Annotated in this window: 24 protein-coding genes, 1 tRNA gene and 2 pseudogenes; 13 read left to right on the top strand and 14 right to left on the bottom strand. The window is 32.8% G+C overall.

The annotated features are described in order from the left end of the window. Positions 1-11: 11 nt before the first annotated feature. The 4 genes and pseudogenes from ftsZ to ACFE3K_RS02835 form a co-directional block, all read right to left on the bottom strand. Positions 12-984 (bottom strand): annotated as a pseudogene (gene ftsZ / locus ACFE3K_RS02850) (cell division protein FtsZ); the annotation flags it as partial. Positions 985-1269: 285 nt separating this feature from the next. After that, the gene (locus tag ACFE3K_RS02845; RefSeq protein ID WP_375359463.1) at positions 1270-1698 is read right to left on the bottom strand and encodes a transposase; all 429 of its coding nucleotides are present in this window, start codon (positions 1696-1698) and stop codon (positions 1270-1272) included. Continuing rightward, positions 1641-1850: a hypothetical protein gene (locus ACFE3K_RS02840; protein ID WP_375359238.1), complete on the bottom strand. Its 210-nt coding sequence runs from the start codon at positions 1848-1850 to the stop codon at positions 1641-1643. Before ACFE3K_RS02840 ends, ACFE3K_RS02845 begins: the two co-directional genes overlap by 58 nt. A gap of 71 nt (positions 1851-1921) precedes the next feature. Continuing rightward, positions 1922-2293, bottom strand: coding sequence for a helix-turn-helix domain-containing protein (locus ACFE3K_RS02835; protein WP_375359281.1), 372 nt, complete (start codon positions 2291-2293; stop codon positions 1922-1924). A gap of 229 nt (positions 2294-2522) precedes the next feature. On the opposite strand from ACFE3K_RS02835, the gene ACFE3K_RS02830 reads away from it, so the two are divergent. Next, complete coding sequence (locus ACFE3K_RS02830; protein ID WP_375359280.1) at positions 2523-2720, top strand: hypothetical protein; 198 nt, start codon at positions 2523-2525, stop codon at positions 2718-2720. Positions 2721-2722: 2 nt separating this feature from the next. On the opposite strand, the pseudogene ACFE3K_RS02825 reads toward ACFE3K_RS02830, so the two are convergent. The 6 genes and pseudogenes from ACFE3K_RS02825 to ACFE3K_RS02800 form a co-directional block, all read right to left on the bottom strand. Beyond that, a pseudogene (locus ACFE3K_RS02825) lies at positions 2723-3145 on the bottom strand (hypothetical protein); the annotation flags it as partial. Between the two features lie 140 nt (positions 3146-3285). Further along, positions 3286-3361: transfer RNA gene (locus ACFE3K_RS02820), tRNA-Ala, on the bottom strand. A gap of 231 nt (positions 3362-3592) precedes the next feature. Beyond that, positions 3593-4144: an isopentenyl-diphosphate Delta-isomerase gene (idi, locus tag ACFE3K_RS02815; protein ID WP_375359279.1), complete on the bottom strand. Its 552-nt coding sequence runs from the start codon at positions 4142-4144 to the stop codon at positions 3593-3595. A 4-nt stretch (positions 4145-4148) separates the two neighbouring features. Further along, the gene (gene waaA, locus ACFE3K_RS02810) at positions 4149-5435 is read right to left on the bottom strand and encodes a lipid IV(A) 3-deoxy-D-manno-octulosonic acid transferase (RefSeq protein WP_375359278.1); all 1287 of its coding nucleotides are present in this window, start codon (positions 5433-5435) and stop codon (positions 4149-4151) included. 8 nt (positions 5436-5443) lie between these two features. Continuing rightward, positions 5444-6076: a lysophospholipid acyltransferase family protein gene (locus ACFE3K_RS02805; protein WP_375359277.1), complete on the bottom strand. Its 633-nt coding sequence runs from the start codon at positions 6074-6076 to the stop codon at positions 5444-5446. Beyond that, a complete protein-coding gene (locus tag ACFE3K_RS02800; RefSeq protein ID WP_375359276.1) occupies positions 6073-7275 on the bottom strand; it encodes a pyridoxal phosphate-dependent aminotransferase in 1203 nt (400 codons plus the stop codon). The genes ACFE3K_RS02805 and ACFE3K_RS02800 overlap by 4 nt, the downstream gene beginning before the upstream one ends. Before the next feature lie 228 nt (positions 7276-7503). Between ACFE3K_RS02800 and ACFE3K_RS02795 the strand changes: the two genes are divergently transcribed. The 9 genes from ACFE3K_RS02795 to ACFE3K_RS02755 all read left to right on the top strand — a co-directional run bounded on the left by ACFE3K_RS02795 (position 7504) and on the right by ACFE3K_RS02755 (position 15935). Further along, entirely contained in the window at positions 7504-8526 is a 1023-nt protein-coding gene (locus tag ACFE3K_RS02795; RefSeq protein WP_375359275.1) for an SAM-dependent methyltransferase, read from the top strand. A gap of 7 nt (positions 8527-8533) precedes the next feature. Next, on the top strand, positions 8534-9289 hold the full coding sequence (locus tag ACFE3K_RS02790) for a VacJ family lipoprotein (protein WP_375359274.1): 756 nt from the start codon (positions 8534-8536) through the stop codon (positions 9287-9289). A gap of 12 nt (positions 9290-9301) precedes the next feature. After that, positions 9302-9883: a phospholipid-binding protein MlaC gene (locus tag ACFE3K_RS02785; protein WP_375359273.1), complete on the top strand. Its 582-nt coding sequence runs from the start codon at positions 9302-9304 to the stop codon at positions 9881-9883. Positions 9884-9940: 57 nt separating this feature from the next. After that, complete coding sequence (locus tag ACFE3K_RS02780) at positions 9941-10927, top strand: ribose-phosphate diphosphokinase (RefSeq protein ID WP_375359272.1); 987 nt, start codon at positions 9941-9943, stop codon at positions 10925-10927. A 14-nt stretch (positions 10928-10941) separates the two neighbouring features. Then, positions 10942-12042: an alanine racemase gene (locus tag ACFE3K_RS02775; protein WP_375359271.1), complete on the top strand. Its 1101-nt coding sequence runs from the start codon at positions 10942-10944 to the stop codon at positions 12040-12042. Then, a complete protein-coding gene (locus tag ACFE3K_RS02770) occupies positions 12032-12811 on the top strand; it encodes an MlaE family ABC transporter permease (protein WP_375359270.1) in 780 nt (259 codons plus the stop codon). The genes ACFE3K_RS02775 and ACFE3K_RS02770 overlap by 11 nt, the downstream gene beginning before the upstream one ends. Before the next feature lie 16 nt (positions 12812-12827). Continuing rightward, the gene (locus tag ACFE3K_RS02765) at positions 12828-13586 is read left to right on the top strand and encodes an ABC transporter ATP-binding protein (protein WP_375359269.1); all 759 of its coding nucleotides are present in this window, start codon (positions 12828-12830) and stop codon (positions 13584-13586) included. A 455-nt stretch (positions 13587-14041) separates the two neighbouring features. Further along, entirely contained in the window at positions 14042-14635 is a 594-nt protein-coding gene (locus ACFE3K_RS02760; protein ID WP_375359268.1) for an Rpn family recombination-promoting nuclease/putative transposase, read from the top strand. Between the two features lie 355 nt (positions 14636-14990). After that, positions 14991-15935 (top strand): IS110 family transposase, encoded by a 945-nt coding sequence (locus tag ACFE3K_RS02755; RefSeq protein ID WP_375359267.1) that lies wholly within the window; start codon positions 14991-14993, stop codon positions 15933-15935. 183 nt (positions 15936-16118) lie between these two features. On the opposite strand, the gene ACFE3K_RS02750 is transcribed toward ACFE3K_RS02755, so the two are convergent. Both ACFE3K_RS02750 and ACFE3K_RS02745 read right to left on the bottom strand, forming a co-directional pair. Next, positions 16119-16316 (bottom strand): transposase, encoded by a 198-nt coding sequence (locus ACFE3K_RS02750; protein ID WP_375359462.1) that lies wholly within the window; start codon positions 16314-16316, stop codon positions 16119-16121. 22 nt (positions 16317-16338) lie between these two features. Further along, positions 16339-16479, bottom strand: a complete 141-nt coding sequence (locus ACFE3K_RS02745; RefSeq protein WP_375358394.1) for a hypothetical protein — start codon at positions 16477-16479, stop codon at positions 16339-16341. A gap of 194 nt (positions 16480-16673) precedes the next feature. On the opposite strand from ACFE3K_RS02745, the gene ACFE3K_RS02740 reads away from it, so the two are divergent. Together ACFE3K_RS02740 and ACFE3K_RS02735 are read left to right on the top strand one after the other, a co-directional pair. Next, entirely contained in the window at positions 16674-17123 is a 450-nt protein-coding gene (locus ACFE3K_RS02740; RefSeq protein WP_375359266.1) for a helix-turn-helix domain-containing protein, read from the top strand. After that, positions 17117-17317: a hypothetical protein gene (locus tag ACFE3K_RS02735; protein ID WP_375359265.1), complete on the top strand. Its 201-nt coding sequence runs from the start codon at positions 17117-17119 to the stop codon at positions 17315-17317. The genes ACFE3K_RS02740 and ACFE3K_RS02735 overlap by 7 nt, the downstream gene beginning before the upstream one ends. On the opposite strand, the gene ACFE3K_RS02730 is transcribed toward ACFE3K_RS02735, so the two are convergent. Beyond that, entirely contained in the window at positions 17265-17843 is a 579-nt protein-coding gene (locus ACFE3K_RS02730; RefSeq protein WP_375358393.1) for an IS630 family transposase, read from the bottom strand. The two genes, ACFE3K_RS02735 and ACFE3K_RS02730, sit on opposite strands and share 53 nt — an antisense overlap. Next, complete coding sequence (locus ACFE3K_RS02725) at positions 17837-18337, bottom strand: helix-turn-helix domain-containing protein (protein ID WP_375359264.1); 501 nt, start codon at positions 18335-18337, stop codon at positions 17837-17839. The genes ACFE3K_RS02730 and ACFE3K_RS02725 overlap by 7 nt, the downstream gene beginning before the upstream one ends. 67 nt (positions 18338-18404) lie before the next feature. Between ACFE3K_RS02725 and ACFE3K_RS02720 the strand changes: the two genes are divergently transcribed. Further along, on the top strand, positions 18405-18860 hold the full coding sequence (locus ACFE3K_RS02720; protein ID WP_375359461.1) for an IS5 family transposase: 456 nt from the start codon (positions 18405-18407) through the stop codon (positions 18858-18860). Positions 18861-19091 lie beyond the last annotated feature (231 nt).

The following is a 19091-nucleotide window of genomic DNA, read 5'->3' as shown; positions in this document are numbered from 1 at the left end:
GCTACTTATTGAGTGATCAGCATCAATACCAGTAGCAACTACCGATACTCTAATAACACCATTTAATTCTGGATTAAACGTAGAGCCGAAAATAATATTAGCATCGCTATCACCTACTTCTTCTCTAATTCTATTAGCAGCACTATCAACTTCAAATAATGTCATATCCGTACCACCAGTAATGTTAATTAAAACCCCCCTAGCACCACGCATTGAGTTATGATCTAATAATGGGTTAGAGATAGCTGCTTCAGCAGCTTTAACTGCCCTATCCTCGCCAGAGGATTCCCCTGTACCCATCATAGCTTTACCCATTTCGCTCATCACCGTTCTAATGTCGGCAAAATCTAGATTGATAAGCCCTGGCATGATCATCAAATCAGTAACCCCTCTAACTCCAGCATGTAATACATCATCTGCCATTTTAAAGGCATCTGCAAATGTAGTACTCTCATTTGCTATACGAAATAAATTTTGATTCGGTATTACTATCAAAGTATCAACAAATTTCTGTAAATCTAGTAAACCTTGCTCGGCAGTTCTAATTCTATGCTTTCCTTCAAAATGAAAAGGCTTAGTTACCACTCCGACAGTAAGAATTCCTAGTTCCTTGGCTATCTTTGCAACAACCGGAGAAGCACCTGTACCAGTGCCTCCACCCATCCCGGCAGTGATAAACACCATATTGCTACCCTCTAAGTATCCCTTAATCTCGTTAGCTGATTCTTCAGCGGCTAAAGCACCAATCTCTGGAGATGCACCAGCTCCAAGACCCTTAGTAATAGCAACTCCTAACTGTATTTTATTATCACATAAAGAATGTTCTAGTGATTGTGCATCAGTATTAGCAACAACAAAATTTGCTCCTTGTAATTTTGCAAGTACCATATTATTTACCGCATTACCACCAGCTCCCCCAACACCAAATACTGTAATAACTGGTTTAAGAACTATATTCTCTAGTGCTTTGAAATGTAAAGCCATAATAATACTCTACCTGTTAAGTTAAATTGTTGTTAGTATAGTAAAGAATCCAAAAATTTCTACCATAAAATAACCTTCCTTATAGTTAAGAGTTGTTTTAAATTACTCGAATAAATCAACATGAGTACCACTGCGGTGTAATATAACTAAGGGCACCGTCAAGTTAAGTAAAATAGTATCAAAAAGAGCTATATTTTTAGATTTCAGGCAGCAAGAAGTCTTTGAGTGGCTTCGTCCAAAATGGATTTAGCTGATGCAAATGCAATTCTTTGCTCAATTGCTGTTTTATACCAATTGCAATAATGAACACGGTGTATTTATCCAATCTCTATACATAATTGATTTGACTAAATCTACATTATGAGCAAGTTGATTCCAAGCGTAACAAGCCATAGTAACGATATCTTCATATACACCATAACATTGGTTAGACAAGAAATGATTTTTAATCCATTCCCAAACTTGTTCCATTGCATTAAGTTCCGGTGCATAGGGCGGAAGCAGTATCAAAGTGATATTGCTTGGCACAGTTAGTTTTTTGGCTGTGTGCCAACCTGCATTATCCGTTAGTAAAGCTATATGTCGGTTGCCTTGAATACTGCGAGAAAGCTCTTCTAAGAATTTATTCATTGCCTGTGTGTTTGCATATGGTAAAATTAATGCACAAGCTTCTCCTGTCTCATGGCAAGCAGCTCCGTAAATATATGTTGAAATAAATTGCTGTTGCCGAACTTTACGGGGTCTAGTGCCACGCTTAGCCCATATATACGAGTTAAGCTACCTTGTTGCCCAACTCTAGTTTCATCCTGAGACCATATATCAACTTTACATCTATCGATATTTTTTGCTAATAATTTTGTTAACATGTCTGGAAAGTTTTTTTATATCTATTTTGAGTCTCTTGATTTGACTTTGGATGCATTGAACGAGAAGTAATTCAGCTAAAACCAAGGCGGTGCATAGTATTGTAGACTGTTTTTAAAGCACATTTAGCACCATATTCCTCAAGTAACATGATATGTAGCTCTTTTCCAGTTATATACCCACCAGTTTTACTTTTACTGAGCGTATTGATTTTATCAAAAAGAGCAGATTCTTGTATAGTGTTAATCTTCCTAGGGGCACCGCTTCTTTGTGATTCAAATAATCCTTCAAAACCATGATTCCTAAATCTTCTGAGCCATGATTGCACGGTTTTCCAGTGTGACTTCACTATTTCAGATATGGCTTTAAAAGATTTGCCTAATTGAAGGTGATACATCGCCAATAAACGTATACGATTTCGACCATGCGGCTCATGTTTCATCATTTTTATAAAATCATGACCTTCAAAACCTTGCGGTAATATTAACCTAGCTATTTTAGTACCTATTTATCAGTTAAAAACCCATTTTTTAACACCGTGTTAATTATTGCAATTAGTATAACTATTATTGAATCGATGATATAACCATACTGCATGGCTAATAATGCTTACTGGAAAACGATATCTCTTTGGGGATTGAATAATACACATAGCACTGAAATTTAGGTAACAATTGTCACTGATAATCTATAAATTATTCCCTACATTTGCTCAATACTTAATTTACATTTCTCTTAACTTGACGGTGCCATGTTATGGTGTATATGAATATATCGTTACTATGGCTTGTTACGCTTGGAATCAACTTGCTCATAATGTAGATTTAGTAAAATCAATTATGTATAGAGATTGGATAAATACACCGTGTTAATTATTGCAATTGGTATTAGAAGCAGGTTGGAAATTTCTAGCTAGCTTAATACAATGAGTATTGCGGCATTTAATACCATATTTTACGATTGTTGCGTTGTGTACTTGAATAAAACCACTTTTTTGTAACTCAAGTAGGCATTGTCTTACACGTTCTTGACAGACACCTAAATGTTCTTGAAAGAAATGATAGGTTTCCTTAAGTTCGTCAATGCTATTATTATGATAGATTTGCAAGCGAAAGACTATTAGAGAGAGTAACTGCCTTGCAGTCTTACTTAATATTTTTCCATTATGAGATGAGAGATTATTCCATTCAGGTGGAATAAAATTGCCAACAAAATTATAGAAAATAATTTGATTTTGATCATCAAAATTATGCGTTGCACAATCATTAGTAAAATGCGATGAGCATATAGTGAGCATAAGGCCTCAACTTAAACATCAGTTTAGAAGAGGTATTTAAGACAAATATAGTACTATTTTTAAAAACGCGATGAGCATATAGTGAGCATACGGAGTATGAAGGGAAAATTAAGCGAAGTACGAAAAAGTTGATTGTAAGGTGGTGGAGCCAGAGGGAATCGAACCCTCGACCTCTTGAATGCCATTCAAACGCTCTACCAACTGAGCTATGACCCCTAAATACCCTATATATTCTTTTGCGGTGAGTATACTCATTATAGCTAACCCGCTTAGCATTTAGCCATAGTAAACTGGTGTCACTGCAAGGAGGCAGAAGCCGACAAAGCAATCCATTGCTAATCACTTTTATGGATTGCTTCGTCGCTACTAAAGTAGCTACTCGCAATGACGTTTGTGAATTTGGCTAAATATTAGTCGGGTTAGCCATAGTCCAGTTTTATACTATAGTTATAAAGATGAATCCATAAATTTTTTGAATATTTCGTTATTTTCTAATATTTTAAGCTCTTCCTTACACCAAGGGGAAAAATTTTCGGAGTATTCCTCTATGTATAACTTAAAACCTTGCCATTTAAATAATTTTACTTCGGCTACTTCTTGTTCATTTATTTTAATAATATCATCTGATAAAGCTAAATATATGGGGCATATTTCATTTTCTACAATATTATTTATAGCAAATTTATAACGATAATTAGCAACAAAATATACTTTCTGCAGATTTACTAAACCTAATTCAAATTTTGCATGCCTATAAATTGCTTGTTCATAAGTTTCGTTAATTTGTGGATGTCCACAAAAACTATTTGACCAAAATCCACCCCAAGTTTTTTTGAGTAAACTTCTTTTTTGTATAACAATTTCTTTTTGACTATTGAAAAGAAATACAGAAAATCCCCTATGCAATGGAGTATTAGAATTATGAGCTTTTAACTTATCCTCTATTCCAAGGATATTATCTTGTTCATCAACTAATACCACATGTTCTGAGTATAACATAACACTAATTTCCCACTAAGTGTTTTTCTATAATATTTAAATAATTACCTAAAATTTGTTGGTTTTTATTGACAAATTCCAAAGCATTAGCCTGATAAACTTTAGCTTCCTGAGTACCAGTCTCAGATAGAAGATACTCAATTTTATTCAGCAAATCGTTTTCATCTCGAATTTGAGTAGCAGCTTTATTAGTAAGCATTTCATTAGCAATATTAGCAGAATTACTCATATCTGGTCCAAATATAATATAATTGGCAAAATATGCTGGCTCAAGTACGTTATGTCCACCTTGTTTAAATGAACCGCCAACAAATGAGATATACGCTATGCTAAAAAATAATCCTAGTTCTCCAAATTTATCAACGATGTAAAGATCATCAGTCAGAATAGGTATGTTTTGTTCAGACTTAATGCTATAGGTTAAATTTAATTGAGTACATGCTTTTCCTATATCATTTTTACGTTCAGGATGGCGTGGAATTAGAATAAAATAGCAATTTGGATATCGTTGTTTTATTGGTTTTATAACATTAAGTAATACTGATTCATCTTCCAGATGGGTGCTGGCAAATACGATGATTCTTTTAGTACTCACATGTTGTGCTAAAATTGCTAACTCGTGTTCATTCACGGATAATTTTTTGTTGGCAAATTTGATGTTGCCTAAATTTTCTATATTATTCATGCCAAGTTGCATGAATTTCTGAAAATCGGTGTTACTTTGAACAATAATTTTACTAAAATTACAGGTAATTGACCTAAAAAATGAACTTATTTTTTTCCACGATTCAAATGATTTATCAGAAATACGTGCATTCAATAATAATAGTTCACAATGTTTTGCCCCTTCACTAATGAGACATGGCCATAACTCTGATTCAACAAAAATTCCTAGGTTTGGTTGCCAAGTTCTAAAAAACTTTTTAACAAAAATAATATTGTCTATAGGAATGAATTGATGAATGGCATTTTGCGGTAGTTTTTGTTGTAATATTTTTCCAGAAGTTCTAGTTCCCGAAGTAACCAAAAACTTTAAGGAGGTTTTTGGCATAGTTCTTTTTAACCAAAGATTATTAATATTTTCAACTAAGGTAAGCGCTATAATAGATTCCCCTACACTGGCTGCATGTATCCAAACTAAAGTTTCATTTCGTTTAGTATGTGTATGCCCAATAGCAAAACGTTCACCAATATTTTTTATCTCTTCTTTACCAACAATAACTCTTAATACTAATAAAAAAAAATACACTGGAAGAAGTAGAAGACTTAAGATATGGTATAAATAGATCATAGATAGATTTACTTCAACCCTGTTAATGCTTGTGCTAAATTAATATTGTCTTGGTTTTCATTTCCTACAAAAGCTAGTGGTAAGCCTATAAAAGTTGTTATTTTACCAAAAGGTAGAGGCATAATCAGTTTATCCCAACTTTTGAGTAAAAAATATCTAGAAGCACTACAAGAAACTAGTATCAATTTTATATTATATTTTTGAGCAATTTTGTTAATATTACTATTGATCTTATAAATAGGTCCACGTGGACCATCTGGTGTGATCACTATATTACTACCGTTATGTAACTTTTTGACAATTGTTTTTAAAGCTGCTACGGAATTTTTATTAGTCGAACCATTTATTACCCCAAAGCCAAACTTATTGACAATATTACCAATTATTTTACCATCCGAATGAGGAGAAATAAGTGCATAAATATCTTTATGACCAGCAAATATTCCTGGACCGAAAGCAAGTCTGTTATGCCAAAAGGCAAAAATCACCCCTTTTTCTGCTAAAAATTGCTGTTTAGTGTAATTATCTGAAAAAACAAATTGCCAGCGACAGGTAAAATAAACCACTCTCAAATAAGTATACAATAACTTAGTAACTACACTAAGTACAAAATTGTTTTTTTTAAGGATTTTTTTTATCACGTTAATTGATTACAAGCATTCTTTATACGCGAGCACGCTTGCTCCAAGTTTTTTATCGAAGTTGCATATGAAATTCTAAAATAACCTTCTAGACCAAATGCAATACCAGGAATAACCGCAACGTTACATTCTTCAAGCAGATATTCTCCAAAATCGTTACTATTTTTGATAATTTTACTAGTGGGAGTTTTCAAACCAAATAATTCATTACATTTAGGAAATAGATAAAATGCTCCTGCTGGTTTATCACAACTAACACCTTTGATATCACTTAGAATTGATAAGGTTAGGTCACGTTTTTTTTGAAAGTTTTTTGCATTAGGTTTAATAAAATCTTGAGTGCCAGTTAAAGCTTCAATAGCTGCCATTTGGCTTATAGAGCAGGGGTTAGAAGTACTTTGTGACTGAATAATAGTCATTGCCTTAATTAATGATTTAGGACCAGCCCCATATCCTATACGCCATCCTGTCATAGAATAAGCTTTTGATACACCATTTATCGTAAATATTCGATCTTTTAAATCCGGTGCTACTTGGGCAAAAGTATAAAATTTAAAATCATCAAAAATAATATGCTCGTAAATATCATCTGACATAACATTTACATTGGGATATTTGCGTAGTAACTCAGCAATATCTGCTAACTCTTGGTAAGAGTATGCAGCCCCTGTTGGATTACTTGGTGAATTAATAATTAACCATTTAGTTTTTTGGATAATTACTTGTTCTAGAGCTTCAACAGTAAGTTTAAAATTGTTGTCAATGCCACAATTAACAAATACTGGAATCCCTTCAGCTAACATTACCATATCTGGATAGGAGACCCAGTAAGGACTGGGAATAATTACTTCGTCCCCTTGGTTAAGGGAAGCCATAAATAAATTATAGATTACTTGTTTACCACCGCTTGATACGATTATTTCATCTAGATCATAATCTAAATTATTTTCATACTTGAATTTAGTCTGTACTGCTTGTTTTAGCTCCAAAATGCCATCAACATTAGTATATTTTGTGAAACCATCTCGCAGTGCTTTAATTGCAGCCTCTTTGATATTATTGGGTGTGTCAAAGTCAGGTTCACCAGCCCCAAGAGAGATTATATCTCTACCTAGCTTTTTTAGTTCAAATGTTTTTTTTACTAAAGCTAAAGTTGGAGATGGTTTTATTAGATCTAAGCGTTTAGCAATAAGTGGCATGATTCTATAAAACCTTATAATTATTTTCGTATTACCCGAATTTTGGATAAGAATTTGTTAATTCTTATCCAAAATTCGGGTGCATTATACTATAATTGTTAAAAAAAACAATTCTTGAAAGCAGAATTTAGTACAATATAATTTATTACTATTAAGTATTAGTGTCATTTGATATATATGTTATCATATGATGAATATATGTTTAAAAAATCAAATTTATAGCAATTTATGTTCGGCAGCAAAATTATTCGTAACAGTTACGGCTCAATAAAAGACAAAATAAAATTATACTATAATTATAGTAAGAATTTCCCATCTTGGTATAGGGAGAAAATCTTTACATCTATCAATTATTTTGTCGATGTAAAATATAAGGTAACACACTTAAAAGAAACTAATTTTAATCTTGGTATAGAACATTTGTATAAAAATAACTTAAATGACGCTATACTAAGGCTTAAATTGGTTGATACAATTCTTTCTCCTAACGACCATCAAGCTAATTATTGGCTTGGTTGGACATATTTCTTAAAAAATAACTATGAAAAAGCTTTGTATCATCTACAAAGAGCTTTTGAAGCTGATCAAATAAAGTTAGCATCTTTTCTACAAAATTATAATAATTTGTCAGAGATTCCACCGCAAATTTGGCATCAATATAAAAATCTTACCGCTGAATATTATGGCAATAAATTTCGTAGTAATAATAAACTATACCTACCTTACAGTTTTGTAAGTACAACTATGAATAACATAACAGACTTACCTGATAATTACCATATTTTGGAGTTAGGTAGTAATATAGGCTTAGTGGGTTATGAAGTGACAAAGCGTTTTCCTGATGGCTTTACTTTTACCGGTGTTGAAAATTCAGAAATTATGAATAAGCTTGTTACCGTATATGGCAATATTTATGAACAGTTATTAGAAATTTCAATATCGGATTTTATTAAACACGACTCTAATAAATATGATGTAGTACTGAGTTTTAACTCTCTTGCGTTTACTAAAAAACTATTAGACTACTTTAATTCTATTTATTCTATAGTTAATGTATTAGGATATTTTGCATTTTGTTTACCAATAGATAACGTCACAAACCTTTCATTAAAGAGAAAAGAATTTATTTTTACTATAGCAGATATTAAGAAAGCTTTAGGTCAAACTAAGTTTACCATATTAAATAGTGAAGAATTAGCTATAGAAAAAAATGATAAATACTATATGGTGATTTGTAAGAAAAACCATTAATACTGCCATGAAGCAATTTATATTACTGTTGTTAGTTAATTTTTCTACTATAACTGCAATAGCGAGTACTCAAAATACTCAAGATGATGAAGATTTTAGGTATGTTTATAATGAAGGTAAGGGATGTACTCAAGTCTATGACCCTTATGAGAAACTAAATCGTAAATTTTTTGCCTTTAATTCTGTTTTAGACTATCTATTCTTACGCCCTATTAGTATAGGCTATAAACGAATTAGTAATAATTATACTAGGGCTAGAGTGAGCAGTTTTCTAGATAATATTAGTGTACCTTTGACTGCCGTCAATTATGGCCTACAGATGAATTATGACCAAACTATGAAAAGCTTATGGAGATTTTTAATCAATGCTACGTTTGGTATAGGTGGGTTATTTGATGTAGCAGATAAAATTGGATTGAGAGTTACCAAACAAACTTTGGGTAGTACTTTTGCCCACTATGGAGTTGGTCCTGGACCATATTTAGTCATACCATTTTTTGGTAGTACTAATGCAAGAGATAGTACAGATGCTATATTTACAAATAGTTACTTAAATCCTATAATGTACACGGTACATAGAGATTTTGAAATCATAGTTTCTAGTGTACAAGTTATAGATACTAGGTTAGGATTATTACCGTTTACTGACTATATAGGATGTAGTTCTACTGACCCTTACATAGCTGTAAGATCAGCTACGCATCAAAATCGTGAATCGGTAATTGTCTATCCTAATCAATTTAAATGCCCTAAACCTAATTAAGAGTAGTTACTTATGAAAAAAATTATTGTTTGCTTAATTTTAAGTTGTCTATCTTTGTCAGCCTATTCTGCTACTGATGACAAAATGGTGGTTGATAATTATGTTAATCAGCTAATAAGAGATGGGCTAGATGTATGTAATGATGAGAGTTTAGATCAAGATGCCAAAATAGCTAAAACTAAAAAGCTAATTTTAGGTAACTTAGATCTGAATTGGATGGCTAAATTCACCCTTGGTGTTTATAGAAGAACTCTAACTCCTGAACAAATTAAACAATTCACAGAAATTTACAGTAATTATGTAAGCAAGGCCTATGCTGATTTAGTAAAGAATTACCAAGGTCAAGAACCTAAAGTCCAACAAGTACGTGTTCTTGATGAAGGAGAGTTTATGGTAGAAATGTTAATAGGAACTGCTAAAGTAAATTACTTAGTACGTCAAGTAAAGGGTACAAGCGATAAAACTAATTTAAAAGTCTCAGATGTTATTACAGAAGGTGTTAGTCTTATCAATTCTCAACAGTCAGAGTTCATGAATATTCTCAGTAATAGTGGTTTTGATAAGTTAATAGATGAATTGGGAAAGGGGTCATAAAACCTACGAAGATTGATATACTACTCGTAAATGAAGAGTTAATAATTTTTTCTGCTATTGAATAAAAATATTTTTCATAAAACACTTAGTGAAAATTATAATTATTATATACTACAAAAACTTAAACCAATTATTATAATTAGCATGAAAATTCTTGCAGGTCTTAGTCATAAAAAATTAGCTAGATATTTAGCTGAGGAACTAAATTGTCAATATGTGGAAACTTATATTACAGCTTTCGATGATACTGAAACAAGGGTACAAATCCTTGAAGATATTCATAAGTGTGATGTTGTTATAGTACAATCTACTTCTAGACCAGCCAATAACCACTTGATGGAACTTTTATTATTAGTTGATACGGTAAAAAGAGCAGGAGCTTCACAAGTAACTGCGGTTATACCGTATTTTGGTTACAGTCGCCAAGATCGTAGATATTGTAGTTTTACTCCAGTATCGAGCCGCCTTGTAGCGAGTATGTTGGAAGTTGCTGGTGTTAATCATGTAATAACTGTCGATTTGCATTCACAGCAATTAGAGGGTTTTTTTAAAATTCCAATACAAAATCTTGATCCAATAAGTTTATTTGCTCCGATTATTGAAACTTATAATAATTCTATTATTGTATCTCCAGATGTTGGTGGTTTTGTACGTGTACGTGATGTTAATAGGCTTTTTAACATGAATATAGCTGTTATTAATAAAAGTAGAGAGGTCAAGAGGTCTACTGATAAATGCCAAATGTCAGAAATAATAGGTAACGTTTCCGGCAAGCATTGTGTATTAATTGATGATATTGTTGATAGTGGCGAAACCCTGTGCAAGGGAGCTAAGCTATTAATGGAAGTAGGAGCTTTATCTGTCAATGCTTTTATAACTCACCCAGTGCTTTCTAGCATGTCCAAAGAAAATATTCAGAATTCTGATATAATGAACGTATATATAACTGATACAATAGAAACTACTGATTTACCATCTAAGTTCCATGTAATATCAGTTGCTCCAATTATTATAGCAGCATTACAAAAATCTACAAAATCATGAGAATTTAAGACTTTATGCATACTGATAGATGTACACTTGAAATAGATTTAGCAAAAATTCGTGCTAATTATCGTATTATTTCTAAAATTTGTAAAACTTCAGAGATTGCCTCCGTGGTAAAGGCTAACAGCTATGGACTTGGTGCTGATGCTATCGCACCAGCCTTACAGATGGAGAATTGTCAGAGTTTTTTTGTAACCTCAGTTGATGAAGGAATATCATTACGTAAAGTATTGGGGCAAAAATCTAATATTTTTGTGTTTAATGGTGTATTTAGCAATGACGTTGAGGAATTTAGAAATAGTAATTTAATTCCTGTGCTTAATAGTTTAAAACAAGTTGAAATTTGGCAAGAGTTTGCCTCTCTTAAAAAAGAAGTATTACCTTGTACAATCCATGTTGATACTGGTATGAATCGCTTAGGAATGATTGACACAGAAATGCAACATATAATAGACAAACCTGATCTATTAGTTGGTCTTGAATTGCAGTATATTATAAGTCATTTATCTGCATCTGAAATAGTTGATGATCCTTATAATTTACAACAATTAAAAAAGTTTAAGCATTATTTAAAATATTTCCCAAAAGTCAAAGCTAGTCTAGCTAACTCTAGTAGTATATTTCTAGGGAAAGAATATCATTTTGACTTAATACGCCCTGGTGCTGCATTGTATGGTATTAATCCTTTGGGTAATACATTTAAAAATCCAATGCATAATCCGATAAGACTGACTGCTCCAATAATACAATTGCAAGAATTACCACCGGAAAGTTACATTGGTTACAATATGACCTTTAAAACAAATAGTAATAGGCTAATTGCTACCTTGCCTCTTGGTTATGCTGATGGCTATCCCCGGGCTTTTAGTAATTGTGGGGTAGTAGTTATTGATTCCCATTCAGCTCCTGTAGTTGGCAGGGTATCAATGGATTCAATGATTGTTGATGTTACTGAACTACCACCAAACAAAATTTTTCTAGGACAACAAGCTGAAATTATAGGGAATTATTGTACTTTAGATAAAATAGCGAATATAATAAATACCATTGGTTATGAAATTCTCACTCTACTAGGCAGCAGATATAAGAGAGTATATAAAAATGATTCTTGATACCGTTAATTTATTAGGTAAACATACTATTGGTTTTGCAAGGACTATAGGGGCTTTTTCTCTATTTACTATTGCGGGAGTCACTAGTATTTTTAAAAAACCTTTATACTACAACTTAGTGTTAAAGCAGTTATTGTCTATAGGTTTTTATTCCCTACCAGTTGTAGCTATGACTACCTTTTTTTCCGGTGCTGTGCTGGCATTACAAAGTTATACAGGTTTTTCTCGTTTCTCGGCTGAAAGTTCAATAGCTACGGTGGTAGTCCTTTCAATAACTAGAGAGCTTGGACCAGTTCTTGCTGGTCTTATGGTTGCTGGTAGGGTTGGTGCATCAATTGCTGCTGAAATAGCTACTATGAGGGTGACTGAACAAATAGATGCACTTTATACTTTGTCGACTGATCCCATAAAATATTTAGTTTTTCCAAGAGTACTAGCCACAGTTATTACATTACCATGTTTAGTATTAATAGGTGATATATTAGGAGTAATGGGTGGTTATTTGGTAAGTGTTTATAAGCTTGATTTTAATAGTTTTAATTATATAACGAATAGCTTTAAGTTTTTAGAACCAATAGATGTCATTTCTGGTTTGGTAAAAGCAGCAGTGTTTGGTTTTATTATCTCAATAGTAAGTTGTTATAGTGGTTATTATTCAGGTACAGGAGCAAAAGGAGTTGGGATGAGTACAACTTCCGCGGTAGTAAATTCTTCAGTTCTTATTCTAATCAGTAATTACTTGATAACAGAGTTGTTTTTTAAAGTATAAGACTCGAGAATAGATTATGGATGAATCAAAAATAAAAATACGTTCATTATATAAATCTTTCGGCGATTATAAGGTACTTGATGGTATAGACTTAGATATAAAACGGAATAGTTCAATAGTAATTCTTGGGGGATCAGGAACTGGTAAATCAGTGTTAATAAAGACTATAGTTGGTTTAATTCAGCCTGATGAGGGTAGTATAGTTATTGATGAAGTGGAAACTGTAAATATTTCAAGTAAAGATAGATTTAAAATGATGGAAACCATGGGGTTTCTATTTCAGGGGGGAGCTCTTTTTGATTCTTTAACTATTCAAGATAATATTACATTCTTTACTGAAAAACTGTATAAATTATCTCCAAAAAATAAAGAAGAGTTAGCTGCATCTAAACTTAATTCTGTAGGTTTGTCTAAAAAAATACTGGGTCTTTATCCATCTGAGCTTTCCGGAGGTATGCAAAAGCGAGTATCTTTAGCTAGGGCTATTTGTGGCGATCCGTTGATTCTTTTCCTTGATGAACCAACTACCGGTCTTGACCCTATAATGGCTAATGTCATCAATGAATTAATAATTAAAGTTCAAGAAGAGCTAAAGGCTATTACCATCACCATAACTCATGATATGAATAGTGCTTATATGATAGCTAAAGAGGTTGCTATGATTTATAAAGGGAAGATTTTATGGTTTGGTAAAAAAGATGAAATAAAAAATAGTGATAATCCTTACTTGCAACAGTTTGTTAATGGTTTAACTACTGGACCAATTGAGATTTAGTATGGTATATTCAATAATAAAAAGTCAACTAAATCTACAAAATTAAATAACAACCTCCATAGAACCTAATGAGTTTCTTAACCAAGTTTTTTGAAAATTGAAAAAATGTTATAATTATTTCAATTTTAGGTATAATTTTTAATTGACTAGCTAATGTATAAGTTGTAAAATATGTCTTTTAAGTAGCTTCTTGGTATACTGCTCGTAAATGAAGAGTTGGTAGACGATAGTATAACTTCAAGAAGAGCTAGACAGTAGCAAAGTCGAGCAGCGTAGCGTACATGAGTAACGGAGCAGCGGATATCTTTAGACATGACGACGCCAATTCTTGAAGTTCACCGAGTATACAAGCATTATTTATCGATAGCTTAAAAAAATTATCGTATATTACTTAGTGCTTGAGAATTTTTTTGCTATACTACCAATGAGTATCATATATATTTAAGTTATTTATTATGGCTATTTCCCGTTTTCTTGATCCAAAAAATGATTTTTGCTTTAAGCCAATCTTTGGTACAGAGAAAAATAAAGATATATTAATTCACTTCCTTAATGATATTTTGGGATATCAGGGACAAGATCAAATTATTGAGGTTAGTTTTCTTAAAACCATACAAGACCCTGCTATTGCAGCATATCGGCAATCTATAGTAGATGTTTTGTGTAAAGACCAAAATGGCACGCAAGTAATTGTGGAAATGCAGGTTGGCGAACATAAGGGATTTGAGAAAAGAGCTCAATTTTATGCGGCTAAAGCCTATTCACAGCAAATACTTAAAGAAGATGAAAATCATAAAAAATTAGCAGTATATGCTAAGCTTAAAGGGGTGATATTTTTGGCTATTGCTGATTTTATCATGTTTCCTGACAAGAAAGATTGGAAATCAACCCATAGATTATTAGATTCCAAAAGTTATGAGCATGATCTTAAGGATTTTTACTTCATCTTTGCTGAACTAAAAAAATTCCATAAAACCATTGATCAGTTAGAGAATATTGAAGAAAAATGGATGTATTTCTTTAAACATACCCATCATATAGTACTTTAGTAGAAATGGAGCATTTAATTGGTCACGATATTATCATTAAAAGAGCTTTCCAAGCAATAGATCAAGCCTCTTGGACGGAAGAAGAGTTAAATACCTATGATCATATAACCAAAACTTAACTAGATAATCTAGCGGTAGAGCAGTTTAAAATCGAACAAGCTGAAAAAGCTGCTGAAACTAGGTTCTTATATCTTTAAAATATGCTATAAGTAGTTATAAGAGGGTGACTTGATAGGTTCTAGACTGAAATAGTCGTGCACAGAATAAGTACCCTCTTATGTAGTTTGCTTTGAACAAATTGCAGAAGGTACTGGAAATCAGTAGCCTTGCACAATAAGATGAAGGAGATTCTACTATGAGAAGAATAATAGGTCTAGATGTAAGTAAAAAATGGCTTGATGCATGTATATATGTATCAAACAATAAGCCAATATATCAGCGTTTTGCAAATGATAATTTAGGTCATGAGGAATTTATCAAACTAACGAAAAATCAAGGAATTGAGCTAATAGTGTGTGAAGCCACTGGAGGATACGAGGCTGAAATTTGCCAAAAATTATATAGTAATGGGCAACGAATTCATAAGGTAAATACTTATAATTTTAATTCATTTAGTAAGTCAGTAAATTTTTGTAAAACTGACAAACAAGATGCTTTTAAACTAGCGTATTACGGTGATAAAATGCAACTTACCGCAAATTACCTATATCAAGTTGAATCAGAAACTTTAAAGAGATATCAGCAAAGACGGGAAGATTTAGTATTGATGCTTAGTAATGAAAAAAAGAGGTTGCATAATAGCATTGATGGTATTGACAAAGAGAGCAGAGAAAAACTGATGAAATTTTTGCAAAAGGAAATAGCGGAGCTTGATGAAAAATTAAATGAGCTGATAGATGGCTCAGAAGAACTAAAAGAGAAAACAAAAATATTAGAAACGGTGTCTAGTATTGGCAAATGTCTAGCTAGTAAATTAATTAGCTTTTTACCTGAGTTGGGGAAGAAACATTATAGTAGTAACGAATTATCAGAGATGGTTGGGATAGCTCCATATGCTCGGGATAGTGGTAGTAAACAAGGTCGTAGATTTATTAGAGGTGGCAGGAAAATACCACGAGATGCACTATATATGGCAGTACTAACAGGTAAAAATGGCTTTCAATATTTAAAAGCTTTATATGACAGACTTATTAATAATTTTAAACCTAAGAAAGTTGCGACAGTAGCTTGTATGCGTAAATTACTGGAAGTATGCCATAAGCTTATTCAACAAAAACGTGTATTTGTTGTTAATCAATAATATTTTTTATTTATATAAATACAGATAAAAAATATTTAATTTTCTTTAAAAAGATAATTGCTGTTGACAAAAATTATAACGTAACCATATTAAAGTTCCAACGAAATTTAGAAAAGCTAAGAAAGTGGCTGGAGCCTTATCAAATCTAGAAAATATACGCCTAAAATGTTTGATTTTACCAAATCAGCACTCAATTAAATATCGTTCCTTATAAGTATGTTTATCATATTCACGTTGTACTTTACGGTTAGATTTTGGTGGTATAACAATCTCATACCCCTTATTTTCTAAACTTTCTACAAATGCACTACTATCGTATCCTTTATCGGCTATCACAGTCGTATTCTGAACATCTTGAGTAAGATTTCCCGCTTGAGTTATAGCCGAGTAGAAATCATAGCTCTTACCATCCTTTAATTAATAAAGTTTCATTGCTATGATAGCCCTCACAGAACCGTGCTTGTGGTTTTCCCACACACGGCTCTTCAATATAGCTATTCTGCTTTGAAGTAGTACCATATAAAGAAAACTTTATTTTTGGCATTGGTAGCGGATTCCACTGCAAATAGTTTTTAAACCATTTATAGCTTACTTTTCTACTACCTCTTCGGTTTATCCACTTATACTAATTACAATAATTAACACGGTGTTATAAAATGGGTTTTTAACTGATAAATAGGTACTCAAATAGCTAGGTTAATATTACCGCAAGGTTTTGAAGGTCATGATTTTATAAAAATGATGAAACATGAGCCGCATGGTCGAAATCGTATACGTTTATTGGCGATGTATCACCTTCAATTAGGCAAATCTTTTAAAGCCATATCTGAAATAGTGAAGTCACACTGGAAAACTGTGCAATCATCGCTCAGAAGATTTAGGAATCATGGTTTTGAAGGATTATTTGAATCACAAAGAAGCGGTGCCCCTAGGAAGATTAACACTATACAAGAATCTGCTCTTTTTGATAAAATCAATACGCTCAGTGAAAGTAAAACTGGTGGGTATATAACTGGAAAGGAGCTACATATCATGTTACTTGAGGAATATGGTGCTAAATGTGCTTTAAAAACAGTCTACAATACTATGCACCGCCTTGGTTTTAGCTGGATTACTTCTCGTTCAATGCATCCAAAATCAAATCAAGAGACTCACAATAGATATAAAAAAACTTTCCAGACATGTTAACAAAATTATTAGCAAAAAATATCGATAGATGTAAAGTTGCTATATGGTCTCAGGATGAAACTAGAGTTGGGCAACAAGGTAGCTTAACTCGTATATGGGCTAAGCGTGGCACTAGACCCCGTAAAGTTCGGCAACAGCAATTTATACCAATTGCAATAATGAACACGGTGTATTTATCCAATCTCTATACATAATTGATTTTACTAAATCTACATTATGAGCAAGTTGATTCCAAGCGTAACAAGCCATAGTAACGATATCTTCATATACACCATAACATTGGTTAGACAAGAAATGATTTTTAATCCATTCCCAAACTTGTTCCATTGCATTAAGTTCCGGTGCATAGGGCGGAAGCGGTATCAAAGTGATATTGCTTGGCACAGTTAGTTTTTTGGCTGTGTGCCAACCTGCATTATCCGTTAGTAAAGCTATATGTCGGTTGCCTTGAATACTGCGAGAAAGCTCTTCTAAGAATTTATTCATTGCCTGTGTGTTTGCATATGGTAAAATTAATGCACAAGCTTCTCCTGTCTCATGGCAAGCAGCTCCGTAAATATATGTTGAAATAAATTGCTGTTGCCGAACTTTACGGGGTCTAGTGCCACGCTTAGCCCATATACGAGTTAAGCTACCTTGTTGCCCAACTCTAGTTTCATCCTGAGACCATATATCAACTTTACATCTATCGATATTTTTTGCTAATAATTTTGTTAACATGTCTGGAAAGTTTTTTTATATCTATTTTGAGTCTCTTGATTTGATTTTGGATGCATTGAACGAGAAGTAATCCAGCTAAAACCAAGGCGGTGCATAGTATTGTATACTGTTTTTAAAGCACATTTAGCACCATATTCCTCAAGTAACATGATATGTAGCTCCTTTCCAGTTATATACCCACCAGTTTTACTTTCACTGAGCGTATTGATTTTATCAAAAATAGCAGACTCTTGTATACTGTTAATCTTACTAGGGGCACCGCTTCTTTGTGATTCAAATAATCCTTCAAAACCATGATTCCTAAATCTTCTGAGCGATGATTGCACAGTTTTCCAGTGTGACTTCACTATTTCAGATATGGCTTTAAAAGATTTGCCTAATTGAAGGTGATACATCGCCAATAAACGTATACGATTTCGACCATGCGGCTCATGTTTCATCATTTTTATAAAATCATGACCATGAAAACCTTGTGGTAATATTAACCTAGCCATTGGAGTACCTTTTATCAGTTAAAAACCCATTTTATAACACCGTGTTAATTATTGCAATTAGTATTATATAGAAGAACAAGCATGGGAAGTAATTTCATCATTTTTTAAGGAAAGAAATGGTATACACAACAAGAATGAAGAAAAAATGAGACATTTTATTGAAGCAATATGGTTTATTGTTAGAACAGGTTGCCAATGGCGTCTTCTAGCTGATGATTATGGTTGTTGGTACAGTATTTATCGCAGATTTAAGAGATGGGTTGACAAAGGTATATGGGAGGATTTAATGGATTATGTTAAAGTAGATGCAGATATGGAATCAATTATGATTGATGCAACTATTGTGAGAGCACATGCTTGCTCATCTGGATATATCAAAGGTAATCAAGAAGAAGCGGCTTTAGGTAGAAGCAGAGGTGGTGTTAGTACTAAAATTCATACCCTTGTTGATGTCCTTGGTAATCCATTAAAGTTTATACTAACTGCTGGGCAAAGAAATGATGGCGCTAGGCAAAGCGGGTAAATTACAGTTGGTGAAAATCCAACCTACGTAAAGTTTAGCCAACAGCGTAGAACCAAATTTCACATATATGGAGGTAACGAATTATGTGAAGCTGAGAGGAGGGATGTAGTGGGTTGTAACGTAAGTGAAGGATATAAGCTCCGAAATATGCGATATCGTAGAGGTTGACATGCTTCATTTCATGGAAAACAGGATGTGTAGTTGCGATAAGGCGAGCAACTATTGCTCTAC

Source organism: Candidatus Tisiphia endosymbiont of Neophilaenus lineatus, from assembly GCF_964264975.1.
GTDB lineage: Bacteria > Pseudomonadota > Alphaproteobacteria > Rickettsiales > Rickettsiaceae > Tisiphia.
This window is presented reverse-complemented; position numbering and strand designations above follow the sequence as displayed.

What these genes read in the sequence shown, in the direction of transcription:
- ACFE3K_RS02755 (WP_375359267.1), top strand. Translation starts at nt 14,991, where the DNA reads ATGAGAAGAATAATAGGTCTAGATGTAAGTAAAAAATGGCTTGATGCA.
- ACFE3K_RS02760 (WP_375359268.1), top strand. Translation starts at nt 14,042, where the DNA reads ATGGCTATTTCCCGTTTTCTTGATCCAAAAAATGATTTTTGCTTTAAG.
- ACFE3K_RS02725 (WP_375359264.1), bottom strand. Translation starts at nt 18,337, where the DNA reads ATGGCTAGGTTAATATTACCACAAGGTTTTCATGGTCATGATTTTATA.
- idi (WP_375359279.1), bottom strand. Translation starts at nt 4,144, where the DNA reads ATGTTATACTCAGAACATGTGGTATTAGTTGATGAACAAGATAATATC.
- ACFE3K_RS02800 (WP_375359276.1), bottom strand. Translation starts at nt 7,275, where the DNA reads ATGCCACTTATTGCTAAACGCTTAGATCTAATAAAACCATCTCCAACT.
- ACFE3K_RS02730 (WP_375358393.1), bottom strand. Translation starts at nt 17,843, where the DNA reads ATGTTAACAAAATTATTAGCAAAAAATATCGATAGATGTAAAGTTGAT.
- ACFE3K_RS02765 (WP_375359269.1), top strand. Translation starts at nt 12,828, where the DNA reads ATGGATGAATCAAAAATAAAAATACGTTCATTATATAAATCTTTCGGC.
- ACFE3K_RS02835 (WP_375359281.1), bottom strand. Translation starts at nt 2,293, where the DNA reads ATGATGAAACATGAGCCGCATGGTCGAAATCGTATACGTTTATTGGCG.
- ACFE3K_RS02775 (WP_375359271.1), top strand. Translation starts at nt 10,942, where the DNA reads ATGCATACTGATAGATGTACACTTGAAATAGATTTAGCAAAAATTCGT.
- ACFE3K_RS02740 (WP_375359266.1), top strand. Translation starts at nt 16,674, where the DNA reads ATGATGAAACATGAGCCGCATGGTCGAAATCGTATACGTTTATTGGCG.
- ACFE3K_RS02735 (WP_375359265.1), top strand. Translation starts at nt 17,117, where the DNA reads ATGTTAACAAAATTATTAGCAAAAAATATCGATAGATGTAAAGTTGCT.
- waaA (WP_375359278.1), bottom strand. Translation starts at nt 5,435, where the DNA reads ATGATCTATTTATACCATATCTTAAGTCTTCTACTTCTTCCAGTGTAT.
- ACFE3K_RS02770 (WP_375359270.1), top strand. Translation starts at nt 12,032, where the DNA reads ATGATTCTTGATACCGTTAATTTATTAGGTAAACATACTATTGGTTTT.
- ACFE3K_RS02795 (WP_375359275.1), top strand. Translation starts at nt 7,504, where the DNA reads ATGTTCGGCAGCAAAATTATTCGTAACAGTTACGGCTCAATAAAAGAC.
- ACFE3K_RS02785 (WP_375359273.1), top strand. Translation starts at nt 9,302, where the DNA reads ATGAAAAAAATTATTGTTTGCTTAATTTTAAGTTGTCTATCTTTGTCA.
- ACFE3K_RS02840 (WP_375359238.1), bottom strand. Translation starts at nt 1,850, where the DNA reads ATGTTAACAAAATTATTAGCAAAAAATATCGATAGATGTAAAGTTGAT.
- ACFE3K_RS02790 (WP_375359274.1), top strand. Translation starts at nt 8,534, where the DNA reads ATGAAGCAATTTATATTACTGTTGTTAGTTAATTTTTCTACTATAACT.
- ACFE3K_RS02745 (WP_375358394.1), bottom strand. Translation starts at nt 16,479, where the DNA reads ATGCCAAAAATAAAGTTTTCTTTATATGGTACTACTTCAAAGCAGAAT.